This window comes from Pseudonocardia sp. ICBG601, from assembly GCF_020496245.1.
This window is the reverse complement of record NZ_JAHLJA010000150.1, coordinates 37,276-56,916: the sequence shown is the minus strand read 5'-3', so window position 1 is coordinate 56,916 and position 19,641 is coordinate 37,276. Positions and strand designations below refer to the sequence as shown.

Here is a 19,641-nt window from a genome sequence, read left to right as displayed (position 1 = left end):
CACCACCGGAGCAGCCGATGAACGTTCCCGAACTCGTCCGATTCTGGGCGCGCACCCGTCCCGACCACGACGCGATCGCCTTCGAGGGCACCGCCGAGTCCTGGAGCGCGTTCGACGCCGCGACCGACGACCTCGCCCGCGGTCTCGCGGCCCGCGGGGTCGGGCACGGCGACCGCGTCGCCGTGCTGATGCACAACCGCCCGGAGCTGGCCCGCACCATGATCGCGGTCCTCAAGCTCGGCGCGGTCTGCGTGCCGCTGAACTTCCGGCTGCTGGCCGGGGAGATCGACGAGCTGCTGGCCGACGCCGACTGCGTGCTGGTCGTGACCGAGGACAGGCTGTTGCACCTGGTCGCCGGGAGCGCGGAGGCCGGGCGCCACCAGGTCGTGTCGCTCGGCTCGACCGACGTCCCGGGCTTCGACACCCTCCAGGGCACGCCCGGCCCGGCCCCCACCGCCGACATCGCCGACGACGACGGCGCCTTCATCTGCTACACCTCCGGCACCACGGGCGTGCAGAAGGGTGCGCTGCTGACCCACCGCAGTGTGCTCGCACCGGCGCAGTCGCAGATGATCGCGCACTCGTTGTCGTGGCGGGACCGCGTCCTGGTCCCCGCTCCCCTGGTCTACACCGGGTCGGTCGTCTCGGTGTTCGTCCAGCTCGTGATCTACCCGGGCGCGACCATGGTCCTGCTCGCCGACTTCGATCCGGAGCGCAGCATCGACATCATGGTGCGCGAACGGGTCACCGCGGCGACGTTCGTCCCGGTGATCTGGCAGCGGATGGCCGCACACCCCGGCTTCGCCGACGCCGACCTCGCCGCGTTCACCTACGCCGCCGCGGGTGGCGCCCCGGTCGCGACCGAGACCCTGCGCGTCTACCGGGAGCGGGGTGTGCCGCTCAACCAGGTGTACGGCCTGACCGAGGCCTCCGGGCTCGTCACCAGCCTGGCCTGGCACGACGCCCTGCAGCGCCCGGAGTCCTGCGGACGGGCCCTGGTCGGCACCTCGATCCGGGTCGACGCCGCCGTCGGCGACGTCGGCGAGGTGCTCGTGCGCGGTCCGCACGTGATGCGCGAGTACTGGCGCAGGCCGGAGGCCACGGCACAGACCGTCGTCGACGGATGGCTGCGCACCGGCGACCTGGGCCGGATGGACGACGAGGGCTTCCTGTACATCGTCGACCGCAGCAAGGACCTGGTGATCTCGGGCGGGATCAACGTCTACCCGGCCGAGATCGAGAAGGTGCTGGCGGCGGTACCGGGAGTGAGCGACCTCGCCGTGATCGGCGTGCCGGACGAGACCTGGGGCGAGGTGGCGATGGTCGTGTTCCACTCCGAGCGCGACCCGGACGCCGTGGTCGCCGAGCTCGCCGCCACGGCCCGCACGCGACTCGCCCGGTTCAAGCAGCCCCGGCATGCTCTCGCCTCGCCCGAGCCGCTGCCGCGGACCTTCTCCGGCAAGCTGACCAAGGCCGCGCTGCGGGAGCGGTTCACCGAGGTGCCGCCCGAGGCGGTGGCGCTGAAGGACGAGGCCAGAGCCTGACGGCAGGTGCGGTCCCGGACCGGACCCCGGTCCGGGACCGCACCGTCACCGGCCGCGCTCGCGGTCGCGTTGCCGCGCCCGCTCCGCCATCCGCACCGCGTCCGCGGGCCACTGCCGGCCGACCGAGGCGCCCCCGTCCACGACCAGCTCCTGCCCCGTGACGAAGCCCGAGGCGTCCGAGGCCAGGAACACCGCGGCGGCGGCGAGGTCGTCCGGCTCACCGGCCCGGGGCATCGGCTGCAACGAGCGCAGGTCGGCCCGGACCAGGTCCACCGAACGGTCCAGCGCGTCACCCGTCAGGCCGGCGCCGTGCCCCACGATCCGGGTGGCCACGCCGCCCGGCACGAGCGTGTTCACCCGGATCCGGTCCGCGGCGAGCTCCACCGCCGCACTGCGGACCAGCTGGACCACGGCCGCCTTCGCCGCACCGTAGGCGTGCGGCCCGTAGCCGGTGCGCAGTCCCGCGACGCTTCCGGTGGCGATGATGCTGCCACCTCCGGCCGCCCGCATCGGCGCGACCGCGTGCTTGATCCCGAACAGGACCGAGCGGCAGAGCAGCGCGAACGCGGCGTCCCACTCCGCGGCCGGCACGTCGTCGACGAAGCGCCACCGCCCGACCGCGCCGGCGTTGTTCACCATGCAGTCGAGCCAGCCGTGGCGCTCCACGGCCTCGGCGACGGCGCCCGCCACGTCGTCCTCGTCGGTCACGTCGACCCTCCGGAACCGCGCGGCGGTCCCCAGCTCCGCGGCCAGCGCCGTGCCCCGCTCCTCGTCGACGTCGCAGAGCAGTACCGAGGCCCCCTCGGCGACGAAACGCGTGGCGACGGCGGCGCCGATGCCGCTGGCCGCGCCGGTCACCAGGGCGCTCCGGCCGGCCAGGGCGGGGCCGGTCATCGGTTCCGGAACACGGCCGGGCGCTTCTCCAGGAAGGCCGTCACCGCTTCGCGGTGGTCCCTGGTGAGCGCGGTCAGGATCTGCGAGCGGTTCTCGAGCTCGACCGCGGCCTGGAAGCTCGCGATCTCCTGGTTCGCCCACAGCACCTCCTTGCTCATCCACACACCGAACGGGCTGTGCCCGGCGATGAGACGGGCCCGCTCCAGCGCGGCCTCCTGCAGGACCTCGTCGTCGACGACCGCGGAGACCAGGCCGATCCGTTCCGCCTCCTCGGCATCGACCCTGCGACCGGTGAGGATGATGTCGGTCGCCCGCGCGAACCCGATCATGCGGGGCAGCAGCCAGCTCAGGCCGATGTCGGTCCCGCCGAGCCCGCGCCGGATGAACGAAGCCTCCAGGATCGCCGAACGGGCCATCAGCCGTATGTCGCAGAACACCGCGAGGGCCATGCCCCCGCCGACCGCCGCACCGTTGACCGCCCCGATGATCGGTGCCCGGACACGGCGGAACGCCTCGCCGAGGCTGGAGATGTGCTGCTGGACGCGCATCCCGGCCTGCGAGCGCCCCTCCTCCTCGGCCGGGCTCTGCGGCGGGACGCCGTACCCGCCCAGGTCGATGCCCGCACAGAACGCCCGTCCGGCCCCGGTGAGCACGACCGCACGCACCTCGGAGTCCTCCTGGACCGCACGCAGCTGTTCGTGCAGGGCCTCGATCAGGTCGGTGTTCATTGCGTTGAGGGCCCCGGGGCGGTTCAGGGTGATCCGCAGGATGCCCGGTTCGGGGCGGTCGGTGAGGACGGCGGGGGCGGCCTCCCCCGGTGCGGTCCGGTCGGTGGTCATCGTGTCGGCTCCTCGGGTGTCGTGCTCCGGCATGGGTGGAGGGCGCGCCGGCAGGTGCTCGCCGGGCGCGCGGGCGGTGGGACGGGGCGGCTCACCGGAGCTGCCCGGAGGGTCCGCCCAGCCAGACGCCGAGCTGCTCCCCCGAGACGTGTGCCGCGCGGTCGGACACGAGGTAGGACACCGCATCGGCGATCGCGTCGGCCGGGACCTCGGGCCACTGCGCGCGCATGACCGCCATCGCCTCGTCGCCCTCGCCGCGGGTCATGTCGGTGTCGACGAAACCGGGGATCACGGAGTTCACGGTGATCCCCCGGCGGGCGGTCTCCTTCGCCAGCACCTCGACCAGCGCGCCGACCCCGGCCTTGGCGGCGGCGTAGGCGCCGGTGCCGGGCAGCACCGTGCGGCCCGCGGCCGCACTGCCCACGAACACCACCCGCCCCCGCCCCGCGGCGTACATCGCGGGGAGCACGGCGTGCGTGCAGTAGAACGCCCCGCTGAGGTTCGCTCCGATCACCCGGTCCCAGTCCGCGGGGTCGAGTCTGCGGGCGGACGCGGTGATGTTGAGCCCGGCGTTGTTGACCAGCACCGACGGTGCGCCCCATGCCGCGGTCACCGCCTCGACCAGCCCGGTCACGGCATCGGGGTCGGAGATGTCGGCGCGCCAGCAGCGGGCCGTCCCCCCGGATCTCCCGATCTCCGCCACCAGCTCCTCCGCGGCCGCGGCGCTCGTGGCGTAGTTGACGGCGACGGCGTGGCCGTCCGCGGCGAGCCGACGCGCGATGGCGGCGCCGATCCCGCGGGCTCCTCCGGTCAGCAACGCGACCCGCGTGGGCGTGTCAGGGGGCGACGGCACGTGGAGATCCTCTCGTCGGTTTCCTCCGCATCGTGACACGTGATACGAATATCGTCTATTGTTTCAACAGCATCCGGAGGTCCCGTTGCGTCTCGGTCTGCACCTCGGCTACTGGGGAGCCGGTCCGCCCCGCGGCGCGCAGGAGTCCCTGCGCCGGGCCGAGGACCTCGGCTTCGACTCGGCCTGGACCGCGGAGACCTACGGATCCGACTGCCTGACGCCGCTGGCGTGGTGGGGCGCGTCGACCGGGCGGATCACCCTGGGGACCAACGTGCTGCAGATGTCGGCACGCACGCCGACCGCCACCGCGATGGCGGCGATGACCCTCGACCATCTCTCCGGCGGCAGGTTCGTCCTCGGCCTGGGCGTGTCCGGCCCGCAGGTCGTCGAGGGCTGGTACGGGCAGCCGTACCCACGTCCCCTCGCGCGGACGCGGGAGTACGTCGGGATCGTCCGCCGCGTGCTCGCCCGCGAGGAGCGCGTGACGAACCACGGGGAGCACTACCCCCTGCCCCACCCGGGCGGGACCGGGCTCGGGACGCCGCTGCGCTCCACCGTGCACCCGCTGCGCCCCGACCTGCCCATCCACCTCGCGGCCGAGGGGCCGCGCAACGTCGCGCTGGCCGCCGAGATCGCCGACGGCTGGCTCCCGCTGTTCTTCTCCCCGCGGCTCGACGGCTTCTACCGCGAGGCGCTCGCCGAGGGGTTCGCCCGGCCGGGGGCCCGGCGGACGTCCGCGGACTTCCGCGTGGCGGCGACCGTGCCGGTGGTCGTCGACGACGACGTGGAGCGGGCCGCCGACCGGATCCGGCCCATGCTCGCGCTGTACGTGGGCGGCATGGGCGCGCGCGACACGAACTTCCACCGCGACGTGTTCGCCCGGCTGGGCCACGAGGCCGCCTGCGAACGGATCCAGGACCTCTTCCTCGAGGGGCGGCGTGAGGAGGCGGCCGCCGCCGTCCCGACCGCGATGGTCGAGGACACCGCTCTGATCGGGCCGCCGGCCAAGGTGCGCGAGGAGCTGTGCCGGTGGGAGGAGACCGTCGTCGACACCCTGATCGTCCGGGCCGGCCCCCGCGGACTGGCCCGGATCGCCGAGGTGGTCGGCGGGTGAGCGTCGGGACCGCGGGCCGGTGCTCCGTATGCTGATCCGGTGCCCGACCGCCCACCTCCGGTGACCGCCCGGCCCTCCGCGGCGGTCGAACGGATCCTCGACGCCGCCGATGCCTGCTTCGCCCACTACGGCATCGGCAAGACGACGATGGAGGACGTCGCGTCGGCGGCGGAGATCTCGCGCGCGACCCTCTACCGGACGTTCTCCGACCGGGAGAGCCTGCTGACCGCGCTCGTCCGGCGCCGCGCGGAGATGAACATCGCGCGCAGCCGGTCGCGGATCATGGCGATGGACACGCTCACCGAGCGCGTGGTCGAGGGGATCACCCTCAACGTCCGGGTGGGCCATCGGGACCCGCTCATGCACGCGCTGGTCTCACCCGAGCAGATGGCCCTGGCGAACACGCTGCTCAGCTCGACCGGACTGGCGACCGAGCTGACCCGCATGTTCTGGGAGCCGATCCTGACCGCCGCCCGGGAGGCCGGGGAGATCCGCGAGGACGTCGACCTCGTCGGGCTCTGCGAGTGGATCTCCCGGCTCGAGATCATGTTCATCATCCAGCTGAGGGACACACCGGACGACTTCGACCGGATCCGCAGGCTGGTGGCCGATTTCGTCGTGCCGGCGCTGGTGCCGGCCGGGTGATCCCGGCCGGCACCGGTGCGGTCACTCCCCCAGGTCGGCGGCGAGCTGACGGTGCAGGTGCTGGCAGGACTGCTCGTTGCGGCCGTAGAGGTAGGTGCCGTGCGGCCACGCCGCGGCGTTGCGCTGGATCGACAGCTCCATGGGCCAGTCCTCCTCGACCGCTGCCTGCTCCAGGATCTCCCAGCTGCGCAGCACCCGCTTCTCGATCTTCTCGGTCCGCTTCTCCGGGCGCACCAGGAACCGGATCTGCGTCGTCGACCGGTTCGGGTCGGCGTCCGGCCAGACCGTCCAGAACTCGACGTGGTCGGGCGTGGAGATCACCATCGAGTTCGGGTAGAGGAACAGGTTGGAGCCCATCAGCCGGAAGTCGGCGTCGACGTCCTCGCCGGCACGCGCGAGGTCGCCCATCCGGGTCCGGGGGCTGAAGGACTGCCCGTGCCGGCCGTACTGGCGCCAGACGCTGGTGTTGGTCTCGATCAGCTTGCCCACGCCGTTCGGGTGCAGGAACTTGGGGTGGAGCACGTCGATCGCGCCGTCGAGCACGAGCTTCCAGTTGATGTCCAGGGCGAACGACCTGTCGAGGAAGATCTCCGCGCCGCCCAGGCCGAACGGCTCGAGCTGGGCGTCGACCTCGGGTCCCACCCACTCGTCGAGGTTCCAGTCCTGGTCGCCGGACAGCACGGCGAACAGGAACCCGTGCCGCTCCTCGGTGCGGACCCGGTGCAGGGAGTGCCGGTCCTTGTCGACGTGGGTGTAGAAGTCGTCGTAGGGGACGCCGCGCAACCCGCCGTCCTCGCGGGAGTAGCTCCAGCCGTGGTAGTGGCAGGTGAAGATGCGCTTCGACCCGCACGGCTGGTCCTCCACCCGGCCGCCGCGGTGCCGGCAGATGTTCAGGTAGGACGCGACCGAGCCGTCGGACCGGCGGACGGTGATGAGCGGGATGCCGAGCACCTCACGGGTCATGAAGCTGCCCGGGGCCGCGATCTCCGAGCCGTGTCCGATGATCACCGGGAGCCGCTGGAGCAGCGCCCGCTCCCGAGCCGCCCGGTCCTCGCTGACGAAGTGCGAGATCGGGACCCGCAGGTCGGTCGGGGACATCTCCGTGGTCCCGGCACGGAGGTGCTCGGCCAGGGTGTGGGCGACGTCGTTGTTCAACAGGGTCATGGTTCGGTCCCCCGGAGTGGTGGTGGCCGGCGTCACCCGGGTCGGGCGGCGCCTGGTACGGGGCGCGCGGGGCATGCGCGCAGGATCGTGCGGAGCGGAGCGGTCGCTCACCGCAGCTCCGACAGCACCTCCTCGGTGTGGGCACCCAGGTCCGGTGCCCGTCCCGGCGCGAACTCCTGGCCGACGACCCGGACGGGGCTGGCGGCGAAGCGGTGCCCGTCCTGCTCGTAGGTGGTGGCGCGGGCGGTGAAGTGCGGGTCCTCGAGGAGCTCGGCCACGGTGTTGACCGGGCCCCCCGCGATGTCGTGCGCGAGGAACAGCTCGGTCCACTCGGCCCGGGTACGGGTCCGGAACAGCGCATCGAGCTCACGCCACACGTGCCGGGCACGGTCCTCCGAGCCCTCGTCCACCGACGTGAGGTCGACCTCCAGCAGGTCGGGCCGCCCGACCGCGCCGCAGAACGCCTGCCAGAACTTCGGCGTGTGCGAGCCGAAGACGATCGCGCCGCCGTCCGCGGTGGCGTACGCGTCGAGCAGCGGCCAGTCCGGCAGCCGCCCGTCGGGGGTCCAGCCGGGCCGTGCATGGGTGCGGTCGGCGTTCAGCGCGGCGTCGATCCTGTCGGGCATCCAGGCGATCGCGACGTCGGCGCTGCTGACCTGCACGCGGGTGCCGTCCCCGGTCGACCGGGCGCGCAGGACCGCGGCCAGCACCGCCATCGCGCCGTAGGCACCGACGGCGTACATCGCCTGCGGGGTCTCGCCCGACCCGCCCATCACCCCGGGCGGCGAGGGCTGCCGGGTGTCGACCGTGCGCAGCCCGGCGTAGGCGTCGAACCACATCCCTCCGGTCGCGAGGTCACGGTACGGACCGTCGGCCCCGGTGCCCGAGACCTCGCACAGCACCGTCGACGGACGCTGCGCACGCAGTCGCTCCCAGCCGAGCCCGAGACGGTCGAGGTATCCGTGCCGGGTGCCCTCGACCACCGCGTCGGCGGTGGCGGCGAGCTGCAGGAAGGCGGCGGCACCCTCCTCGGTGCGCAGGTCGAGCTCGACGCTGCGCTTCCCCCGGTTCCACCGCAGATGCATGAATCCGGGGCCGTCCGGGCCGCCGACGGCACGCGCCCCGGCGTGGCGGACCCCCTCACCGCGGCCCGGCGTCTCGATCTTGATGACGTCCGCACCGAGGTCGGCGAGGTGGCCGCCGACCGAGGACGGGGCCAGCTGCGCGACCTCGACGATCCGCACGCCCTCCAGCAACGAGTACCCGCTCATCGTTCTCCCCTCACCGTTCGACGGTGACACATGAGACAAGATTCGTCAAACATCTCAGGCCGCGGGAAACCTTATGCCCGTAGGATGAGAGCGTGTCGATCTTCCGCTTCGGCGTCCTCAGCACCGGTGCCACCAGCAGCCCCGGGGGCTGGACGACGCTGGCCCGACGGGTCGAGGACGCGGGCTTCTCCGTGCTGCAGGTGCCGCAGCACTTCAGCGTCCCCTCCGTCCCGCCGCTGCCCTCCCTCGCGATGGCGGCGGCCGCCACGACGCACCTCACCGTGGGCACCCTGGTGCTGGACAACGAGACCGGTCACCCGGCCGTCGTCGCGCGGGACGCGGCGTGGCTCGCCGCCGAGACCGGCGGCCGCTTCGAGCTGGGCATCGGCGCGGGCTGGATGGCCGCCGACCACACGATGCTCGGCCACCCGTTCTGGGAGCCGGCCGCGCGGGTGGACCGCCTCGGCGAGGCCCTGGAGCTGATCCGCGGGTGCTGGGCGGGCCGGACGTCGTTCGCCGGGACGCACTACTCACTGGACGCGATGCCCGAGGGCTGCGCCACCGCGCACCCACCGGCGCTGCTCGTGGGCGGCGGCGGGCGACGGGTGCTGGATCTCGCGGCCCGGCACGCCGACATCGTGGGCATCGCGCCGGACATGCGCTCCGGGCGGATCGGCCGGGCCGCGGCACGGACGACGGGTCGCGGTCCGGTGGCGGCGAAGGCGGCCCGGATCCGCGAGGCCGCAGCCCGCCGCGGGGCCACGGTCGAGCTGCACATGTCGATCACCGCTGTCGTCGACCGGGCGGACACGGCCCGCATCGACAAGCTGGCCGACACCTTCGACGTGCCGCCCGCCGAGGTGCCCCGGCTCCCCGGTGTGCTCGTGGGCGACACCGCCGCGATCTGCGACGAGCTGCGCCGACGCCGCGCGGAGACCGGGGTGGGCTACCTGACGGTCAACGAGGTGCTGCTCGACCGGATGGCACCGGTCGTCGCGGAGCTGACCGGGACCTGACCGCACGCACCGGCCCGGCCCCGCCGGAGCGCGGCCGGGGCCGGTGCGACGTGCGCCGGGCTCAGCGGCTCGCCGCGGCCTCGACCACGTCGAGCATGTCCCGCAGGTCGACGAGCTTCACCCGTGGCCTGCCCGCGCTGCGGCCGGCCCGTCGTTCGTGCGCGTCGATCGCCTTCCAGGCCGCGAGACCGAGTGCCTCGGGGCGCCGCCGCGCGACGAGCTCGGCGAACTCGGGCCCACCGGCGGCGGGCGGGTCGAGACGCCCGGCGGAGTAGTCCTCCAGCAGAGCGCGCACGGTGTCCTCGGAGCACCAGCGGTTGGTGCCGATCACCCCGCTCGGTCCCCGCTTGATCCACCCCGCGGTGTAGGTGCCCGGCACCGGCTCGCCGGTCCCGGGATCGACCACCCGGCCACCGTCGTTCGGCAGCACGCCGCGTCGCTCGTCGAAGGGCAGACCGGGCACCGGGGCGCCGCGGTACCCGACCGAGGTCAGGACCAGGCCGCACCCGATGTCGGAGGTCTCCCCGGTCGGCCGGGCCACGATCCGGTCCCCGTCGACCTCGGTCGCGGTGCGCGCGACGCGCAGGCCCTCGACCCGGTCCCGGCCGACCACCTCCTCCGGCGACGCGAGGAACCGCAGGACGATGCGCCGGTCATGGCCCGCGGGCTCGCGCTCGGCCAGCTCCCGCAGAGCCTCGAGCTTGAGCATGACCACGGGGTCCGGTTCGCGTGCGAGCTGCGCCGCGGACGCCTCGTCCAGCCGGACCTCGTCCGGGTCGACGATCACGTCGACGCCCTCGACATCACCGAGCGCCATCAGCTCCGGCGTGGTGAACGACGCCTGCGCGGGCCCCCTGCGGCCGAGCACCACGACCTCGCGCACCGCACTCCGGGAGAGCCCGTCGAGCGCGGCCGAGGAGATGTCGGTGGCCGCCAGGTGGTCCGTCCCTGCGACCAGGATGCGGGCCACGTCGAGGGCGACGTTGCCGTTGCCGACCACCACCGCGCGGTGCCCGGACAGGTCGAACGCGTGCCGCGCGGCGTCGGGGTGGCCGTTGTACCAGGCCACGAAGTCCGTCGCCGACGCGCAGCCGCCGAGGTCCTCGCCGGGGATGCCGAGCGAGCGGCCCCCCGGGGCCCCCACCGCGTAGAGCACCGCGTGGTGGTGGTCGAGCAGGTCCGCGTGCGCGACGTGGGTGCCCACCTCCACGTTGAGGTGCAGGGTCACCGTGCGCCGCCCCCAGGTGCGTGCCAGTGCCGTGCCCGCCCCCTTCGTGTCCTGGTGGTCGGGCGCCACACCGTGCCGGATCAGCCCGCCGGGGACCGGCAGTCTGTCGATCATCGTGACCTCGACGTCGAGACCACGACGGCGCACCAGGCTCTCGGCGGCGTAGGAGGCCGCGGGGCCGGTCCCGACCACGGCCACGCGCAGTGGTCCGGCCCCCTCCGGCGGGGTGATCTCGGGGTCGACCCGCTCGAACCGCTCCCCCGGCTCGTGGCCGTCGAACCACGCCGCGTTGATCCGCAGGTAGCGCAGGTCGACCGGTTCCAGGTCGTCGTCGGGGACGATCGCCGACACCGGGCACACGTCGATGCAGGCCGCGCAGTCGATACACGTGTCCGGGTCGATGTAGAGCATCTCCGCGGTCGTGTAGCCCGGCTCGTCGGGGGTCGGATGGATGCAGTCGACCGGGCAGACCTCGACGCACGACGCGTCGTTGCAGCACGACCGGGTGATCACATGGGTCATCGGGGGTCCTCGTGGCCGGGCCGGGCACGGAGCCCCGGTGGCGGCCGGTGACGGCCCGCCACCGGCGGCCCGGTGCGTCGCGCTGGGGTCAGCGCACCTTCTCGTGGGTGGAATGGATGTCCGCGTACTCGGTGCGGACGGTCGGCTTGGCGATCTTGCCGCTCGGCAGCCGCGGCAGGGGCTCGTCCCGGACCACGACGTAGCGCGGCACCTTGTAGTCGGCCATCTTCCGGTTGCACTCCGCGATGATCGTGGCCTCGTCGAGTCCCTCGCCCCAGACGATCGCAGCCGGTGTCTCGCCGAACCGCTCGTCCTTCGCCGCGATCACCGAGACCTCCTTCACCCCGGGGATCGCGGCGATCACCGCCTCCAGCTCGAACGGCGAGACGTTGATGCCGCCGGTGATGATCAGGTCCTTGAGCCGGTCGACGAAGGTCAGCCGGCCCTGCTCGTCGCGCTGTCCCAGGTCGCCGCCGTGCAGCCACCCGTCCCGGAGCGCCCGGGCGGTGTTGTCCGGGTCGTTCCAGTACCCGGGGGTGACGCCCGGCCCCCGCATCAGGATCTCGCCGTTCTCACCCGGCTCGCACTCGGTGCCGTCCGGCCGCACGACCTTGATGTCGGTGAAGATGCTGCCGCTGCCGCACTTGTCGGGGTGGTCACCCGCCTCCTCCGGCCAGGTGGCGGTCGCCACGCCACCGACCTCGGTCATGCCGTAGATCTGGCGCAGCACCACGTCCTTGGCCGAGTAGGCCTCCAGGAGCGGGACGGGGACGGCCGCACCACCCACGATGGCGCAGTCGAGGCTGCTCAGGTCGGCCCCGGCGAACTCCGGTGCCGACGCGAGCGCCTGGAAGATCAGCGGCACACCGAACATCACGGTGATGCGGTGCTTCTCGATCAGCTGCACCGCCCGCGACGGGTTCATCTCGCGCTCGGCGACGAGCGTCCCGCCGAGCACACCCGTCATCACCAGGCCGTAGACCAGGCCCGGGGTGAAGGCCAGCGGCAGCAGGAGCAGCGTGCGGGCTCCGGGCCGCATCCCGGGATCGGTCAGCGTGTTCTCGAAGACGATGTCGAGCAGCGTCCGGTTCGTGCAGATGACGCCCTTGGACAGCCCGGTCGATCCGCTGGTGAACAGGATCGCCACGGTGTCCGAGGGCCCGCGGTCGATGCGGAAGTCCTCCCGCTCCCCCGCGCGCAGGCCCCTGATCTCCTCGAAGCCGATCCGGGTGTGCCGGTGCCCGAGCTCGCCGACCTGCCGGAGGGTCTCCTCGTGCGGCTCGGCCGCCAGGACCACCTCGGCCCCGGAGTCGCCCAGCACCTTCTGCAGCTCGCCCGCGACCAGGCGCGAGTTCAGGGGCACGAGCACGGCGCCCGCCTTGATGACGCCCCACGCCGCGGCGACCCACTCGACGCTGTTGACACCCATCAGGCCGACCCTGTCGCCCGGTTCCACGCCCCGGTCGACGAGCGTGCGGGCGATCCGGCCGGACCAGTCCTGCAGCTCGCGGTAGGTCGCGGCGTCGTCCGCCACGACGACGGCGTGCTGGTCCGGCTTGCGACGGGCCCACCAGTGCAGGGCAGATGCGATCGACGTCGCCATGACTCTCCTTCTCGCGCCACGATGCGCGGCCGGTTCCCACCGGGCCGGCTGTCCGTTCCCACTGCTCCACCCGGCCGCCACCGCGGCCGGGTCCTCCTGTGTCAGGCGGACGCGACGACGCGCCCGGCGAGACGGCCGAGCACGTCCTCCGCCTCGGCCACGATGCGGTGCAACAGCTCCGCCACCGTCGGGATGTCGTCGATCAGTCCCTGGCACTGGCCGACGGTCCAGATGCCGGCGTCCAGGTCCCCGGTCTCGAACACCGACCGGCCGCGGACACCGGCCACCAGCTCCCGGACGTCGGCGAACCCGCCACCGTCGTCGAGGATCCGCACGACGTCGGCGCTGACCGTGTTGCTCGCGACCCGCGCGGTGTTGCGCAGCGGCCGGAAGATCAGCTCGGTGGCGCGCTCGTCGGCGTCGACGATGGCCTGCTTGACGCGGTCGTGGATCGGCGCCTCGACCGTGCACATGAACCGGGTGCCCATGTTGATGCCGTCGGCGCCCAGGGCCAGGGCGGCGGCGAGGCCGCGGCCGTCGGCGAAGCCGCCGGAGGCCACCACCGGGATCGACAGGCGGGCCGTCGCCGCCGGGATGAGCACGAGCCCGGCGACGTCGTCCTCGCCGGGATGACCGGCGCACTCGAAGCCGTCGATGCTGACACCGTCCACCCCGACCCGCTCCGCCTTCAGCGCGTGCCGGACGCTGGTGCACTTGTGCAGCACCTTCACGCCGTGCTCGTGGAACAGCGGCAGGTGCGGCTCCGGATTCGAGCCCGCCGTCTCCACGACCGGGATGCCCGCCTCGACGATGACCCGCCGGTACTCGTCGTAGGGCGGCGGCTCGATCGAGGGGAGGATCGTCAGGTTCACACCGAACGGCTTGTCGGTCAGCTCACGGCACCGGGCGATCTCCCGGGCCAGATCCTCCGGCGTCGGCTGGGTGAGCGCGGTGAGGAAGCCCAGCCCGCCCGCCTCGGCCACTGCCGCGACGAGCTCGGCCCGCCCCACCCACTGCATCCCGCCCTGCACCACCGGGTGCTCGACCCCGAACACCTCGGTGAACCTGGTGCGCAGCGGCATGTCTCTCCTCTCGTGTCTGTGGCCGAACGGGTCAGAGCCGCTCGGTGAACCGGGCGTCGCGCTTCTCGCGGAACGCTCCGAACGCCTCCTCGACGTCCTCGCCGCGCAGCGTGATCGCCTGGGCGGCGGCCTCCGCGTCGAGTGCCTCGGGGAGGCTGCGCCCGGCTCCGTCGGCGAGCAGGCGTTTCGTCAGTGCCATCGCCACCGCCGGGCCGGCGGCGAGCCTCGCGGTGAGCTCGTCGACGGTCGCGTCGAGCTCGTCCACCGGGACCGACCGGTTGACCAGCCCGATCTCGACGGCCCGGCTCGCGGGCAGGACCTCACCGAGCAGGCAGAGCTCCTTGGCCCGGTGCATGCCGATCAGCCGGGGAAGCACCCACGACCCACCAAAGTCCACGGCCAGGCCGCGCCGGACGAACACCTCGGAGAAGCGGGCACGGTCGGAGGCGACGACCAGGTCGCAGCCCAGCGCGAGGTTCAGCCCCGCCCCGACGGCGACGCCGTCGACGCGGGCGACGGTGGGCGTCGCCATCCGGTGCAGGGCGAGCGCGGCCCGGTTGGTCCGGTTCATCGAGCCCAGCGGGTGCCTGTCCCCGTCCACGGCCGACAGGTCGGCCCCGGAGCAGAAGTCCTCCCCGCGCCCGGTCACGACGACGACCCGGACCTCCGGGTCGTCGTCGAGCTCGGGGAACACGCGGGACAGCTCGGCCAGCATTGCGCCGGTCAGTGCGTTGCGCCGGCCGGGGTTCGACAGCTCCACCGTCGCGACCGGGCCGTCGCGCCGGACGGTCACCTCCGGCTCCGCCACGGCGGTCACGCGAAGTCGACCACTCCGCGGAGGTTCACGCCGGCGTGCATGTCCGCATACCCCTGGTTGATCTCCTCCAGCTTGTACCTGCGGGTCACCAGCTCGTCGAGCCGCAGGTAGCCCTGCCGGTACATCTCCAGGAAGTAGGGCACGTCCCGGGTCGGCGAGGACATCCCGAACAGCGCGCCCTGGATCCGCTTCTGGTACATGGCGAGCTCCATGAGGTTCACCGGGATACCGGTCGCGGCGAAGTTCGCCACCGCCGTCAGGACGACGATGCCGTCCTTCCGGATCGAGGCGAACGCCTCGGCCACGTGGTCACCGGTGGCGACACCGACGCAGACGATCGCCGAGTCGGCCCCCTGGCCGTTGGTCAGCTCGCGAGCGAGCTCGGTCGCCTCCGCCATGGTGGCCACGGCGTCGGTGGCGCCGAGCTTCAGTGCGCTCTGCTGCTTGAAGGCCACCGGGTCCACCGCGATGACGCGGAGCGCACCGGCGTGCTTCGCACCCTGCACGGCGTTGATCCCGATACCGCCGACGCCCATGACGATCACGACGTGACCCGGCCGCACCTGACCGGCGTTGACCGCCGACCCCCACCCGGTGGGGACACCGCAGCCGACGAGCGCCGCGGACTCGAGGGGGATGCTCTTGTCGATCTTGATGGCGCCCCACTCGGGCAGGACGCTGTACTCGGAGAAGGTCGAGACCAACGAGCACTGGGCGACATCGGTGTCGCCGTGGTGGAGCCGGAACGTCCCGTCGAGCTGGGTGCCGGTCATCATGAAGGCGCCGTTGTCGCAGAGGTTCTGCTTGCCCTCGGCGCACCAGCGGCACCGGCCGCATCCCGGGATGAAGCTGGCCACGATGTGGTCGCCGACCTCGAGACCGCGGACCCCGGGCCCGACCTTCTCCACGACACCGGCGCCCTCGTGCCCACCGCAGTACGGGTAGTGCGCGGACGGTACGTCGCCCTTGGTCAGGTGATCGTCGGAGTGGCAGAGACCGGACGACACGTACCGGACCAGGATCTCGTGGTCCTTGGGCTCGTCGACGTCGATCTCGACGACGTCCCACTCGCCCGGGGCCTCCCACAGGACAGCTGCCCTCGACTTCATCGTCTTGTTCCTCTCGGGGAAGGGGAGTGATGGCTCGGTCGTACGACCGTCGGGTCGTGCCCGTCGACGGGGAACGACGGTCGACCCGAAGCGCTCGTCAGCCTAATGTTCGTAGATATACGCGTCAATACGTTCCGGCACAGATGTCTCACGAGCGACCACCTGTGCTGCTGAGCTGCAGCTCAGGGGCCACCTCGACCGTTTCTCCGCAACATATGTAAAGGTTTGTCTCATGAACGATCCACGACCTCCGGGCCCGGACGCCCCCGCTCCCGGCACCCCGCTCCTCGACCTGTTCCGGCTGCGGGGCAAGGTCGCCGTCGTGACCGGCGCCAGCTCGGGCCTCGGCGCCGGCTTCGCCGCCGCACTCGCCGAGGCCGGCGCGGACGTGGTCCTGGCCGCCCGCCGCGCCGACCGGCTCGCCGGGACCGGACGGGCCGTGGCGGAACGGGGGCGGAGCTGGCACGCGGTGGAGGCCGACGTCGCCGTCCCGGAGGACTGCGACCGCGTCGCGGCCGCGGCGATGGACCGGTACGGCCGCATCGACGTCCTCGTGAACAACGCCGGGATCAGCACCGTCGTCCCCGCACTGCGCGAGGCCCCCGCGGACTTCCGGCGCGTTCTCGACGTCAACCTCTCCGGGGCGTACTGGATGGCCCAGTCGTGCGCGCGGCGGATGGAGCCCGGCTCGTCGGTGGTCAACGTGTCCAGCGTGCTGGGACTGATCGCCTCGGCCCTGCCGCAGGCGGCGTACTCGGCGAGCAAGGCCGGGCTGATCGGACTCACGAGGGACCTCTCCCGGCAGTGGTCCGGTCGTCGCGGGATCCGCGTCAACGCCCTGGCTCCGGGCTTCGTGCGGACGGAGATGACCCAGGAGATGCCGGACGAGACGCTGGCCGGGTTCCTGGCCACCACCTCGCTCGGCAGGCTCGGCACCCAGCGCGAGCTGGACGCGGCGCTGCTGTTCCTCGCTACGCCCGCCTCGGGCTACGTCACCGGCGCCACGATCGCGGTCGACGGCGGGATGAGCGGCCACTGACCACGTGCCGGGTGGGGACGCCCGGTCGCGCCCGGCGTCCCCACCCCGGCATCAGACCGGGTCGAGCGCCGTCACCAGCCAGCGGTCGCCGTCGCGCTCCATGGTCACCAGGACCCGGGATCCGGACAGGGTGGGCTGCTGCTGCCCCGCACGGGTCGAGGTCTGGTTCAGGAACATCGTCAGCCGGACCCGGTCCGACGACGCCGGCTCACCGACCCCGGCCGCGGCGACCGACGTCTGGGTGACGAGCTGGTCCCGGTCCGACGCCGGGATGACGATGTCACGGACGAGACCCTGGTAGTCGTCCTTGAACCGGCCGCCGACCTGACCGAGCCGTGCGTCCAGGTCGTTCTTGATGCTGCGGTGGTCGTAGGACAGGAGGTTCGGGACGGCCTCCTTCGCGACGGCGAGCGCCTCGTCCCGTGCCGCCGCGGCCTGGGTCGCCCGCACCTGCAGCACCGAGAAGGTGACGGCCACCGCCACCAGCGCGACGGCCGCGACGGCCAGGACCCTCGTCGCCGTGCGGGGGCGGGTCCGATACCAGGTCGTGACCGCCCGCGTACCGCGGACCGGCAGCGCGGCCAGAGCCCTCGCCCCGCGGCCGACGGATCGCACCGCGCGCCTCACGGGACGAACTCCACCCGCGCGACCAGCCATTCACCGTTCTTCTTCTGCAACTCGGTCACCATCCGGTAGAAGCGCGACTCCCCCGCGGGGACGCTCTGGTTGTGCACGGTCGCCTTCACCGCGACGATCGCGCGGGCGGTGTCACCGTCGATGTTCTCCAGACCGGCTCCCGTCACCTCGCCCTGCGTGGCGACCTTCGACTCCTTCACCAGGCTGATGTAGGAGTCCAGGTTCTGGGCGAACAGGCCCCCGAAGTCCCCGGTCGCTCCGTCGAGGACCCGGCGGACGTCCTGCTCCGCGGTCTCGTAGTTGATCGAGGTCAGCTCGACGGCAGCCGCCTGTGCCTTCTCCAGCGCGGCCGCGCGGTCGGCCTCCGCCGCCCGTCCGCCGTTCCACCAGACCCCGCAGACCACGGCCGCGACGAGGGCCAGGGCGAACCCCACGAGCACCGCCCGCCGGACGGCGGGACGCGGCCCGTCCTCCCCCGGCCGGACGTCGGCCGGGTGGTCGCCCTCGGTCCCGGCGTCGACGGGTGCGGCCGCAGGGAGCCCGGCCTCTCCCGCCCCGGACGCCGGGCCGGAGGCCTCGTCCGCGGCGCCTGCAGGCTCCGCGGCGCGCGTCGTCGACCCCGTGCCGGGCGCCGGGGCGTCCGGGGTCGTGTCGTTCTCGTCCGGAGGCGTCGTCGCCCCTCGGCCGAGGGAAAAGGTTCTCACCACGTCAGCTCCTCGCATCGGCGGCGTCGGATCGTCCCGCCCCGGGGGTGGGCGGAACGCGGGGGTCGCCGGCGCCGGTCGGAGGTGCCCGCCCGGGCGGGCACCGGCAGCGGGACGGTCGGGTAACGGCCGTCACAGCTGGTCGATCGTGACACATCACTGAATTTGTATCGCTCGCGGGGTACTCTCCCGCTGTCTCCGCAGTTCAGGACGGTGTCCCTGCGGGTGACGGAGTCATGAGCCCTTCCAGCGTCATGCGCTCCGACGGGGTGGCAGGCGAGCTCACGGCTCCGATCCCGCCCAGCGGCTCGAACGCCGGCTGGTTGTTCAGCGGGGTCTCGGGCCGGAGGGTCAGGCGGCCTGCCGCGGTCGGGCTGAAGCCGGACCCACGGCACTCGAAGATGGTCGCGGCACGCCGGCCGGGAGGTGATCCCGGCTCGAAGCAGGGCAGGTTGCGCGCGCTGCGGGCGAGGGTCGGGTCGTCCTGGGGCAGCTTGCAGTAGCTGTTCGCCGGCAACGGCACGTCCCCGGTCTCCATCGCGTTGCGCGGTCCGCCCGGCTGCCCGGCGGGGATCCACCCCTCGACGCAGTTGGGCTGGTTGACGTTGGTCTCCAGGTTGAACCGGAAGATCCCCGGCTCGCTCTCCGGAGCGACGACCAGCGAGGCCGCCGTGAACATCGGGTAGACGACCAGGATCTGCTCGATGGGCGCGTGGTAGGCCTCGGCGAGGCGGGTCAGCACCTCGGTGGTGCTGAGCAACGGCGGCGTGCTGCGACCGAGGTCGGTCAGGAGCGAGTCGGCCTGCTGGGCCGCACGGTTGCCGTCGGTCAGGACCGACCGCAGCGCGGGGTCGCTCTCCCGCAGCTGTCCGGTGAACGACGCCAGGTTGCGGCCCCAGTTCCGGATCGAGTCGCTGGTGGCCAGCTGCGGGTCGGCGAACCCCTCGAAGTCGTTGATCAGACCTTCGGTGGCGGCGAAGTTCCGCTCCTCGCCCGCCTCGCCGACCAGGCTGCCGGTGTTGTCGATGAGCCGGCCGAGATCCGGGCCCAGGTCCCGGAACGCGTCGGCGAACTCGGTCAGCACCGTGGTGAAGTTCTGCTGGTCGACCGAGGTCAGCAGGTTGTCGGTGCCCTGCAGGACCTGTGCGGTGGGGGTCGGGATCGAGGTGAGCGCCAGGGGGACGTGGTCGCCGTCGGCCATCGGGGCGGCCGCCGGGTCCTGGGGCACGAAGTCGACGAACTGCTCGCCGATCGCGGAGACGCTGTGGACCTCGGCCCGGCTGCCGGTCGGCGGCAGGTGGTCCTTGTCGAGGGTCATCCGGATCCGCACGCCCTCGGGGTCGAGGTCGACGTCGGTCACCGTCCCGACGGTCACGCCGCGATAGGTCACGTTCGCGTTCGGGTACAGGCCGCCGGCGGCCGGCAGGGTCGCGGTGACCGCGATCCGGCCGATGCCGAGCACCTGCGGTACCCGCACGTAGTAGAAGACGATCAGCAGTGTGGCGATGAGCGTCAGCACCGCGAAGATCGCGATCTGCACCTTGACGTACCGGGTGATCAC

18 protein-coding genes are annotated in these 19,641 nt (G+C 72.8%); 5 read left to right on the top strand and 13 right to left on the bottom strand.

Annotated features, from left to right (window positions below; genetic code table 11):
• The first annotated feature begins 17 nt into the window (after window positions 1-17).
• Window positions 18-1,544 carry a class I adenylate-forming enzyme family protein gene (locus tag KPL57_RS46120; protein WP_226356781.1) on the top strand — a complete coding sequence of 509 codons (1,527 nt, stop codon included), beginning with the start codon at window positions 18-20 and terminating at the stop codon, window positions 1,542-1,544.
• 45 nt (window positions 1,545-1,589) lie between these two features.
• Here the strand turns inward: KPL57_RS46120 and KPL57_RS46115 are convergent, their stop codons facing one another.
• The 3 genes from KPL57_RS46115 to KPL57_RS46105 form a co-directional block, all read right to left on the bottom strand.
• Entirely contained in the window at window positions 1,590-2,438 is an 849-nt protein-coding gene (locus tag KPL57_RS46115) for a glucose 1-dehydrogenase (RefSeq protein WP_226356780.1), read from the bottom strand.
• Window positions 2,435-3,277, bottom strand: a complete 843-nt coding sequence (locus KPL57_RS46110; protein ID WP_226356779.1) for an enoyl-CoA hydratase/isomerase family protein — start codon at window positions 3,275-3,277, stop codon at window positions 2,435-2,437. The genes KPL57_RS46115 and KPL57_RS46110 overlap by 4 nt, the downstream gene beginning before the upstream one ends.
• A 91-nt stretch (window positions 3,278-3,368) precedes the next feature.
• Window positions 3,369-4,130, bottom strand: a complete 762-nt coding sequence (locus tag KPL57_RS46105; RefSeq protein WP_226356778.1) for an SDR family NAD(P)-dependent oxidoreductase — start codon at window positions 4,128-4,130, stop codon at window positions 3,369-3,371.
• Window positions 4,131-4,215: 85 nt separating this feature from the next.
• On the opposite strand from KPL57_RS46105, the gene KPL57_RS46100 reads away from it, so the two are divergent.
• Complete coding sequence (locus KPL57_RS46100) at window positions 4,216-5,244, top strand: LLM class F420-dependent oxidoreductase (RefSeq protein ID WP_226356777.1); 1,029 nt, start codon at window positions 4,216-4,218, stop codon at window positions 5,242-5,244.
• Between the two features lie 39 nt (window positions 5,245-5,283).
• Window positions 5,284-5,889 (top strand): TetR/AcrR family transcriptional regulator, encoded by a 606-nt coding sequence (locus KPL57_RS46095; protein ID WP_226356776.1) that lies wholly within the window; start codon window positions 5,284-5,286, stop codon window positions 5,887-5,889.
• A 21-nt stretch (window positions 5,890-5,910) separates the two neighbouring features.
• On the opposite strand, the gene KPL57_RS46090 is transcribed toward KPL57_RS46095, so the two are convergent.
• Together KPL57_RS46090 and KPL57_RS46085 are read right to left on the bottom strand one after the other, a co-directional pair.
• Complete coding sequence (locus tag KPL57_RS46090; protein WP_226356775.1) at window positions 5,911-7,053, bottom strand: aromatic ring-hydroxylating dioxygenase subunit alpha; 1,143 nt, start codon at window positions 7,051-7,053, stop codon at window positions 5,911-5,913.
• Window positions 7,054-7,160: 107 nt separating this feature from the next.
• Window positions 7,161-8,324, bottom strand: coding sequence for a CaiB/BaiF CoA-transferase family protein (locus KPL57_RS46085; RefSeq protein WP_226356774.1), 1,164 nt, complete (start codon window positions 8,322-8,324; stop codon window positions 7,161-7,163).
• A gap of 92 nt (window positions 8,325-8,416) precedes the next feature.
• Between KPL57_RS46085 and KPL57_RS46080 the strand changes: the two genes are divergently transcribed.
• On the top strand, window positions 8,417-9,340 hold the full coding sequence (locus tag KPL57_RS46080; protein WP_226356773.1) for a TIGR03621 family F420-dependent LLM class oxidoreductase: 924 nt from the start codon (window positions 8,417-8,419) through the stop codon (window positions 9,338-9,340).
• Between the two features lie 61 nt (window positions 9,341-9,401).
• On the opposite strand, the gene KPL57_RS46075 is transcribed toward KPL57_RS46080, so the two are convergent.
• From KPL57_RS46075 to KPL57_RS46055, 5 genes are all read right to left on the bottom strand, one after another.
• A complete protein-coding gene (locus KPL57_RS46075) occupies window positions 9,402-11,090 on the bottom strand; it encodes an FAD-dependent oxidoreductase (protein WP_226356772.1) in 1,689 nt (562 codons plus the stop codon).
• An 88-nt stretch (window positions 11,091-11,178) separates the two neighbouring features.
• A complete protein-coding gene (locus KPL57_RS46070; RefSeq protein ID WP_226356771.1) occupies window positions 11,179-12,693 on the bottom strand; it encodes a class I adenylate-forming enzyme family protein in 1,515 nt (504 codons plus the stop codon).
• A 101-nt stretch (window positions 12,694-12,794) separates the two neighbouring features.
• Window positions 12,795-13,775, bottom strand: a complete 981-nt coding sequence (locus KPL57_RS46065) for a nitronate monooxygenase family protein (RefSeq protein WP_226356770.1) — start codon at window positions 13,773-13,775, stop codon at window positions 12,795-12,797.
• Between the two features lie 31 nt (window positions 13,776-13,806).
• Window positions 13,807-14,592 carry an enoyl-CoA hydratase/isomerase family protein gene (locus KPL57_RS46060; RefSeq protein ID WP_226356769.1) on the bottom strand — a complete coding sequence of 262 codons (786 nt, stop codon included), beginning with the start codon at window positions 14,590-14,592 and terminating at the stop codon, window positions 13,807-13,809.
• The gene (locus KPL57_RS46055) at window positions 14,589-15,701 is read right to left on the bottom strand and encodes an NDMA-dependent alcohol dehydrogenase (RefSeq protein WP_226356768.1); all 1,113 of its coding nucleotides are present in this window, start codon (window positions 15,699-15,701) and stop codon (window positions 14,589-14,591) included. The genes KPL57_RS46060 and KPL57_RS46055 overlap by 4 nt, the downstream gene beginning before the upstream one ends.
• Window positions 15,702-15,933: 232 nt before the next feature.
• On the opposite strand from KPL57_RS46055, the gene KPL57_RS46050 reads away from it, so the two are divergent.
• Window positions 15,934-16,740 (top strand): SDR family NAD(P)-dependent oxidoreductase, encoded by an 807-nt coding sequence (locus tag KPL57_RS46050; RefSeq protein ID WP_226356767.1) that lies wholly within the window; start codon window positions 15,934-15,936, stop codon window positions 16,738-16,740.
• Between the two features lie 51 nt (window positions 16,741-16,791).
• Here the strand turns inward: KPL57_RS46050 and KPL57_RS46045 are convergent, their stop codons facing one another.
• The 3 genes from KPL57_RS46045 to KPL57_RS46035 all read right to left on the bottom strand — a co-directional run bounded on the left by KPL57_RS46045 (window position 16,792) and on the right by KPL57_RS46035 (window position 19,641).
• Entirely contained in the window at window positions 16,792-17,355 is a 564-nt protein-coding gene (locus KPL57_RS46045) for a hypothetical protein (RefSeq protein ID WP_226356766.1), read from the bottom strand.
• Window positions 17,356-17,363: 8 nt separating this feature from the next.
• Complete coding sequence (locus KPL57_RS46040) at window positions 17,364-18,083, bottom strand: hypothetical protein (protein WP_226356765.1); 720 nt, start codon at window positions 18,081-18,083, stop codon at window positions 17,364-17,366.
• A 202-nt stretch (window positions 18,084-18,285) separates the two neighbouring features.
• Window positions 18,286-19,641 carry an MCE family protein gene (locus tag KPL57_RS46035; RefSeq protein ID WP_226356764.1) on the bottom strand — a complete coding sequence of 452 codons (1,356 nt, stop codon included), beginning with the start codon at window positions 19,639-19,641 and terminating at the stop codon, window positions 18,286-18,288.

What these genes read in the sequence shown, in the direction of transcription:
- KPL57_RS46120 (WP_226356781.1), top strand. Translation starts at nt 18, where the DNA reads ATGAACGTTCCCGAACTCGTCCGATTCTGGGCGCGCACCCGTCCCGAC.
- KPL57_RS46115 (WP_226356780.1), bottom strand. Translation starts at nt 2,438, where the DNA reads ATGACCGGCCCCGCCCTGGCCGGCCGGAGCGCCCTGGTGACCGGCGCG.
- KPL57_RS46110 (WP_226356779.1), bottom strand. Translation starts at nt 3,277, where the DNA reads ATGACCACCGACCGGACCGCACCGGGGGAGGCCGCCCCCGCCGTCCTC.
- KPL57_RS46090 (WP_226356775.1), bottom strand. Translation starts at nt 7,053, where the DNA reads ATGACCCTGTTGAACAACGACGTCGCCCACACCCTGGCCGAGCACCTC.
- KPL57_RS46085 (WP_226356774.1), bottom strand. Translation starts at nt 8,324, where the DNA reads ATGAGCGGGTACTCGTTGCTGGAGGGCGTGCGGATCGTCGAGGTCGCG.
- KPL57_RS46075 (WP_226356772.1), bottom strand. Translation starts at nt 11,090, where the DNA reads ATGACCCATGTGATCACCCGGTCGTGCTGCAACGACGCGTCGTGCGTC.
- KPL57_RS46070 (WP_226356771.1), bottom strand. Translation starts at nt 12,693, where the DNA reads ATGGCGACGTCGATCGCATCTGCCCTGCACTGGTGGGCCCGTCGCAAG.
- KPL57_RS46065 (WP_226356770.1), bottom strand. Translation starts at nt 13,775, where the DNA reads ATGCCGCTGCGCACCAGGTTCACCGAGGTGTTCGGGGTCGAGCACCCG.
- KPL57_RS46055 (WP_226356768.1), bottom strand. Translation starts at nt 15,701, where the DNA reads ATGAAGTCGAGGGCAGCTGTCCTGTGGGAGGCCCCGGGCGAGTGGGAC.
- KPL57_RS46050 (WP_226356767.1), top strand. Translation starts at nt 15,934, where the DNA reads ATGAACGATCCACGACCTCCGGGCCCGGACGCCCCCGCTCCCGGCACC.